Here is a 6816-nt window from a genome sequence, read left to right as displayed (position 1 = left end):
CACGGCGCTGCCGCCGGCACTTGCTGCCGGCGCGGTTGCCTCGATCCAGCACCTGAAGGTCAGCCAGTTCGAGCGCGCCCGCCATCAGGACCGTGTCCGCAAGCTGAGAGCACTGCTCGACCAGCGTGGCATTCCGCATATGCCCAATCCGAGCCATATCGTGCCGGTGCTGGTCGGCGATGCGGCCAAGTGCAAGTGGATCTCCGATCTGCTGCTCGACAATTGCGGCGTCTACGTTCAGCCGATCAACTATCCGACAGTGCCGAAGAAGACGGAGCGCCTGCGCATCACGCCGACGCCGCTGCATTCCGACGCCGATATCGCCCATCTGGTCGAGGCGCTGCATTCGCTCTGGTCGCGTTGCGCGCTCGCAAGACACGTCGCCTGATTTTTCGATGATCGCTCGGTTCGAACCGTAATTCAGGGCCTCCACTGGAGGCTCTGACAGCGATCGGTCTTGCTCCCGCAAGACGCCGCAGCAGACCTCCCTTGCCCGTCCAAGATCATCCGCTCCACGCTTGGTCTCAACACCGATGGCACATCGCAATCGGCCTGACCGATGCGCATCGATCTTTCCCCGCGCTTGCCCCTCCCGCAAACTGCGTTGACGATCCGAGCCTTGGGGTCGCGTGAGAAAACCTTTTCTCACTTGACATAGAGATTGGTAAAAGCTTTTCTCAGATCACTTCAGAAGGAGGACGTTCTGAACATATCGGGAGGAAAAAGAGGCAGGATCACCATCCACGAGGTGGCGGCGGCTGCCGCGGTGAGCATCTCGACGGCGTCGAAGGCTCTCAATGATACGGGTCGGATGGGGTCGGAAACGCGCGAACGGGTGAAACGGATAGCCGCCGAGATCGGATACCGGCCGAACGCGCTGGCGAGAGGTCTTCTCAGCAAGCGCAGCTTCACCATCGGGCTGCTGACGAACGATACTTACGGCCGTTTCACGCTGCCTGTCATGGCGGGTATCTCGGATGCTCTCGTCGATCACGGCGTTTCGGTCTTCCTGTGCGCCATCGAAGACGATCCGGCGCTCGCCCAGATCCATGTCGATGCGATGCTGGACAAACAGGTCGACGGCATTATCGCAACTGGAAAACGCCTGGATCGGCGCCTGCCTGTCGATCTGTCGAATTTGCATGTGCCTGTCGTCTACGCATTTACGGAGGGGGCGCAGAACAGTGTCACCTTCCGGTCGGACGACGAACAGGGTGCGAGACTGGCGGTGGAATGGCTCGTGAAGATCGGACGGCGGCGGATTGCGCACATCACCGGGCCGGAGGAGTTCTTCTCGGTGCGGGAGCGTGCCGGCGCCTATCACGAGGTGGCCGGTCACCGCGAGCCGGTGCTCTACGGCGTCTGGTCGGAAAGCTGGGGGCATGAGGCGGTCGAGCAGCTTTGGAAGAGACCGGGAGAAAAACCGGATGCGCTCTTCTGCGGCAATGACCAGATCGCCCGCGGCGCGGTGGATGCGTTGCGCGAGCGCGGCGTCAAGGTGCCGCAGGACGTCTCGGTCATCGGCTTCGACAATTGGGAGATTGTCGCGGCCCAGACGCGGCCGCCGCTGACGACGGTGGACATGGAACTGAAGGAACTCGGGCGGCAAGCCGGTTTGACGGTGCTCGCGCTTGCGGAAGGACGGCCTGTCGAACCGGGAGTGAGGAAATTGCCGTGCCGGCTGATCGTCCGGCAGTCATGCGGGGGGTAAAGCCCCCGGGGATGAGAACAAGAGAATGAGCAAAGGCGCGAGGAGATGCGCCATATCGGGAGGAGTGTCATGATCAAGCGTCTTTTGGCGGCGACCAGCATCGCTACCTTATGTCTGGTGTCGGCCGCGTCGGCTGCCGAAAATGTCGAAATGTGGGTTCGCTCGGGGATCGGCGACGCCTTCAAGAAGGTCGTCGAAGCCTATAATTCCGGTCACGAGAACAAGGTCGTGATGACCGAGGTGCCGTTCTCCGAGCTCGTGCAGAAATATGCGACGGCGATCGCCGGCGGACAGGCGCCGGACGCGCTGTCGATGGATCTCATCTATAACCCTGCCTTTGCCGCGGCCGGCCAGCTGGAAGACCTGACGGACTGGGCAAAGTCTCTGCCCTATTTCAACTCGCTTTCGCCATCGCATGTTCGCCTCGGCACCTATCAGGATCGGATTTACGGCCTGCCGCTTTCAGTCGAGACCTCCGTCTTTGCCTGGAACAAGGATCTCTACAAGAAGGCCGGTCTCGACCCGGAAAAGGCACCGGCGAATTGGGACGAAATTACCGCCAATGCCGAGAAGATCCGGGCGCTGGGTGACGATACCTACGGCTTCTATTTCTCCGGCGGCGGCTGCGGCGGCTGCATGATCTTCACCTTCACGCCGCTGGTCTGGGGTGCGGGCGCGGATATCCTGTCGGCCGACAGCAAGACGGCGACTCTCGATACGCCTCAGATGCGCAAGGCCGTCGATATCTACCGCAACATGATCAAGAAGGACCTCGTGCCGGCGGGAGCCGCCAGCGACAACGGCGCCAACTTCCTGACCTTCACCAACGGCAAGATCGGCCAGCAGAGCCTTGGCGCCTTTGCCATCGGCACGCTGGTGACCGAGCATCCCGATATCAACTTTGGCGTGACCCTCATTCCTGGCGTCGACGGGAAGCCTTCGTCCTTTGCCGGCGGCGACAACTTCGTCATCACCAAGGGCACGAAGAAGATCGACGCGGTGAAGGAGTTCCTCGAATATGTGTATTCGATGGACGGCCAGAAGATCATGGCGAAGTATGGCAGCCTGCCAACGCGCGGCGATATCGCCGACAAGGTGCTTGAGGGCCTCGATCCACGCATGCAGGTCGGCCTGAAGGCAATCGGTGTGGCCAAGACCCCCTATACGTTGCAGTTCAACGACCTGATCAACAGCGCTAACGGGCCATGGGCCAGCTTCACCAACGCCGCGATCTTCGGCGACGACGTCGACGGCGCGTTTTCGAGTGCGCAATCGGAAATGCAATCGATCATCGATAGCGGCCAGTAAACTCTCCCTCGGCCGCGGCCGGGGAGCGGTGGCAGCTTCCCGGCCAATTTCACTCGACAGATACGGAGCGTTTTGATGACCGGTTCCGGTTCAGAGATTCTATTGCCTCGACGCAGGCGACGGCGCAGATCGAACTGGCGCGGCCTCGTCTACATCGCGCCGGCCATGGCGCTGGTCATCGTCTTCTTCATCATGCCGGTTCTCTTCACCGGATGGATGAGCCTGCATAACTGGCCGCTGATGGGGGGGTCACGCTGGATCGGTTTCAACAATTATTTTCGCATGGCCAACGACACCCGTTTCATGACGGCGCTGAATTTCACGGCCTATTATACCGTGATCGTCACCATCGCGATCTTCGCGATCGCCTTTCCGCTGGCGATCTTCGTCGAAAAGGAACGGCAGTTCGTCGGCGCCTACCGCACGATCATCTTCCTGCCCGTCGTGGTCGGCCTTGCCACAGCCTCGCTGCTCTGGGTCTGGCTTGCCAATGTCGATAGCGGCTTCATCGGCCCGGCCTTGAAGGCGCTCGGCCTTGTCGAAAAGAGCCCCAATCTGCTTGCAACTTTCGACACCGCCTTTCTGACGATCGTGGTGATGGTCGTCTGGAAGATCGCCGGCTTCACCATGATCATTCTCCTGACCGGGCTTCAGGCCATTCCGTCCGAGCTGACGGAGGCCGCCCGCATCGACGGCGCCGGCCGCTGGCAGTGTTTCCGGCATCTGACGCTGCCGCTGATGCGCAAGACGATCGCGCTGGCGCTGATCGTCTCCGTCACCGGTTCGATCCTCGCCTTCGACCAGTTCTACATCATGACGTCAGGCGGACCGCAGAACAAGATGATCTCGGTGGTCTACTACATCTTCAATCAGTCCTTCGTGTCGTTCAATCTCGGCTATGGCGCAGCACTGTCGATCGTGCTTCTCGCCATCCTGGTGGCGATCAGCATCGTGCAGCTCTGGCTGCTTCGCGTCGGGGAGGAGCGCTCATGACCACGTCAAGGGAACGCCGCGCCCGCAAGGCCATTCGGACAAAGTCGGCCTATCATCTGACCGGCATCGCTATCTCGATCTTCTTTCTCGCCCCCTTCGTGATCACGCTGTTGTCGTCCTTCCGGCATGGCACGGAGGCCAGCCTGCCACCCTTGCCGCCGTGGCCGACCTCAGGCGTAAGCATCGATTCTTACGCGCTGCTCGATACGTTCGGCGCCGGCATCTGGCGGCACATGATCAATTCGCTGTTCGTTTCGGTCGCCACCGTGGTGCTGACCGTCGCCGTCAGCCTGCTCGCCGGCTACGGTTTCTCGCGCTACCGGTTCCCGATGAAGAATGCGCTTTTCGTGCTGATCATCGCGACGCTGATGATCCCGTTCCAATCGATCCTGACGCCGCTCTTCATCATCCTTGCAAAGCTCGGCCTCAACAATTCGCTGCTTGGGCTGACGCTCGTCTATGTAACGCTGCAACTGCCCTTCTCGGTGTTCATGATGCGCAACGCCTTCGACGCCGTGCCGAAGGAGATCGAAGAGGCCGCGCGCATCGACGGGGCGCGTGACCTCAGGCTTCTGGTGCGGGTTCTTCTGCCGCTGGTGCTTCCCGGTGTGGCGACGGTGGCGATCTTTGCCTTCCTCAATGCCTGGAACGAGTTTCTCGCCGCACTCGTGCTGCTCTCCAGCAATGAGAAATACACCCTGCCGGTGCTGATGACGGCGGTTCGCGCCGGACGGCTCGGCGCCATCAATTGGGGAGCGGTCCAGGCCGGTGTCGTCGTCATGACGATCCCCTGCCTGATCGTCTTCCTGCTCCTGCAACGCTACTACATGCGCGGGCTGATGGCCGGCGCGGTGAAATGATCTTAGAGAAAGTGGAACCCATGAACAAACCAAGCAACGACCGCCAGTTTCGTCCCGTCGCCGTTCCCGATGTGGAGCTCGGCGGCTTCTGGGGCAAATGGCAGGACGCTGTCTGCAATTCCACTGCCGAGACCCTGCTCGACCGCTGCGTCGAGGCCGGCATGCTCAAGGCGATCGATGTCAGTCAGCCGAGCCCCGGGGTCGTCATTCCCATTCAGCCATGGGGCGGCACGACGCAGATGTTCTGGGATTCCGACCTCGGCAAGTCGATCGAAACGATCGCCTATTCGCTCTATCGCCGGCCGAACCCGAAGCTCGAGGCGCGCGCCGACGAGATCATCGACATGTATGAGAAGCTGCAGGACGAGGACGGTTATCTGAACGCTTGGTTCCAGCGCGTCGAGCCGAACCGCCGCTGGACCAATCTGCGCGACCATCACGAACTCTATTGCGCCGGCCATCTCATGGAAGCCGCGGTCGCCTATTATCAGGCGACCGGCAAACGCAAGCTGCTCGACATCATGTGCCGCTATGCCGATTACATGATCAAGATTTTCGGTCACGGCGAAGGCCAGATACCAGGCTATTGCGGCCATGAGGAAGTTGAGCTGGCGCTGGTCAAGCTCGCCCGCGTGACGGGAGAGAAGAAATATCTCGAGCTATCGAAATACTTCATCGACGAACGCGGCACCGAACCGCATTTCTTCACCGCCGAGGCAAGCCGCGATGGGCGCGATGTCTCCGAGTACCACCAGAAAACCTATGAATATGCGCAGGCGCACCAGCCGGTGCGCGCGCAGGCAAAGGTCGTCGGTCACGCCGTGCGCGCCATGTACCTCTATTCGGGCATGGCCGACATCGCCACCGAATACAAGGACGACAGCCTGACGGCAGCGCTGGAAACGCTTTGGGGCGATCTGACGACCAAGCAGATGTATATCACCGGCGGTATCGGGCCGGCGGCGTCCAACGAAGGTTTCACCGATTATTTCGATCTGCCGAACGATACCGCCTATGCGGAGACCTGCGCCTCGGTCGGCCTGGTGTTCTGGGCAAGCCGCATGCTCGGCCGCGGTCCGGATCGACGCTATGCCGACATCATGGAGCAGGCGCTTTACAATGGCGCGCTGCCGGGGCTTTCGACCGACGGCAAGACATTCTTCTACGACAATCCGCTCGAAAGTGCCGGCAAGCACCACCGGTGGAAGTGGCACCATTGCCCCTGCTGCCCGCCGAACATCGCCCGGCTGGTGACCTCGATCGGCTCCTACATGTACGCCGTTTCCGACAACGAGATCGCCGTGCACCTCTATGGCGAAAGCACCGCGCGGCTGAAGCTGGCCAACGGCGCCGAGGTCGAACTCGAGCAGACCACCAATTATCCGTGGGAAGGTGCCGTCGCCTTTACCACCAGGCTGGAAAAACCGGCGCGCTTTGCGCTGTCGCTGCGCATTCCCGACTGGGCCGAAGGCGCAACCCTCAGCGTCAATGGAGAGATGCTGGATCTCAACGCCAATATGCGGGACGGATATGCCAGAATCGATCGCGAGTGGGCCGCGGGTGATCGTGTCGCTCTCTACCTGCCGCTGGCGCTTCGGCCGCAATATGCCAACCCGAAGGTGCGCCAGGATGCCGGTCGCGTCGCATTGATGCGCGGCCCGCTGGTCTATTGTCTGGAAACCACGGACAACGGCGAAGACCTCAACGCGATCGTCCTGCCCCGCGAACTCCCGGCGGCCGAAACCGTCGTGCTGAAGGATCTCAATGATGCCGTCGCCCTCGATCTCAAGGTCGAGCGCGAGGAAACATCGAACTGGGGAACAGCGCTTTACCGCAAGGCGCCGGCCGAAAGGCAGGTCGCCACCGCACGTTTCGTGCCCTATCATCTCTGGGACAACCGCGCGCCCGGAGAGATGCTCGTCTGGGTCCAGTCGGACAGATAGG

Annotated in this window: 6 protein-coding genes; all 6 read left to right on the top strand. The window is 61.2% G+C overall.

The window, feature by feature from the left end; genetic code table 11:
* A partial coding sequence (locus tag RWK44_RS30740; RefSeq protein ID WP_316029537.1) for an aminotransferase class I/II-fold pyridoxal phosphate-dependent enzyme occupies positions 1–388 on the top strand: 388 nt, incomplete at its 5' end.
* Positions 389–748: 360 nt separating this feature from the next.
* Positions 749–1711, top strand: a complete 963-nt coding sequence (locus tag RWK44_RS30735; RefSeq protein WP_168344750.1) for a LacI family DNA-binding transcriptional regulator — start codon at positions 749–751, stop codon at positions 1709–1711.
* Between the two features lie 69 nt (positions 1712–1780).
* The gene (locus tag RWK44_RS30730; protein WP_017962338.1) at positions 1781–3019 is read left to right on the top strand and encodes an ABC transporter substrate-binding protein; all 1239 of its coding nucleotides are present in this window, start codon (positions 1781–1783) and stop codon (positions 3017–3019) included.
* Between the two features lie 75 nt (positions 3020–3094).
* Positions 3095–4012, top strand: coding sequence for a carbohydrate ABC transporter permease (locus RWK44_RS30725; protein ID WP_316029889.1), 918 nt, complete (start codon positions 3095–3097; stop codon positions 4010–4012).
* Complete coding sequence (locus RWK44_RS30720; protein WP_072640387.1) at positions 4009–4872, top strand: carbohydrate ABC transporter permease; 864 nt, start codon at positions 4009–4011, stop codon at positions 4870–4872. Before RWK44_RS30725 ends, RWK44_RS30720 begins: the two co-directional genes overlap by 4 nt.
* Before the next feature lie 20 nt (positions 4873–4892).
* Positions 4893–6815 (top strand): glycoside hydrolase family 127 protein, encoded by a 1923-nt coding sequence (locus RWK44_RS30715; protein WP_316029888.1) that lies wholly within the window; start codon positions 4893–4895, stop codon positions 6813–6815.
* Position 6816 lies beyond the last annotated feature (1 nt).

Source organism: Rhizobium sp. 25PS6 (genome assembly GCF_032464655.1).
In the GTDB taxonomy this organism is placed as follows: domain Bacteria; phylum Pseudomonadota; class Alphaproteobacteria; order Rhizobiales; family Rhizobiaceae; genus Rhizobium; species Rhizobium laguerreae.
This window is presented reverse-complemented; position numbering and strand designations above follow the sequence as displayed.

What these genes read in the sequence shown, in the direction of transcription:
- RWK44_RS30730 (WP_017962338.1), top strand. Translation starts at nt 1,781, where the DNA reads ATGATCAAGCGTCTTTTGGCGGCGACCAGCATCGCTACCTTATGTCTG.
- RWK44_RS30725 (WP_316029889.1), top strand. Translation starts at nt 3,095, where the DNA reads ATGACCGGTTCCGGTTCAGAGATTCTATTGCCTCGACGCAGGCGACGG.
- RWK44_RS30720 (WP_072640387.1), top strand. Translation starts at nt 4,009, where the DNA reads ATGACCACGTCAAGGGAACGCCGCGCCCGCAAGGCCATTCGGACAAAG.
- RWK44_RS30715 (WP_316029888.1), top strand. Translation starts at nt 4,893, where the DNA reads ATGAACAAACCAAGCAACGACCGCCAGTTTCGTCCCGTCGCCGTTCCC.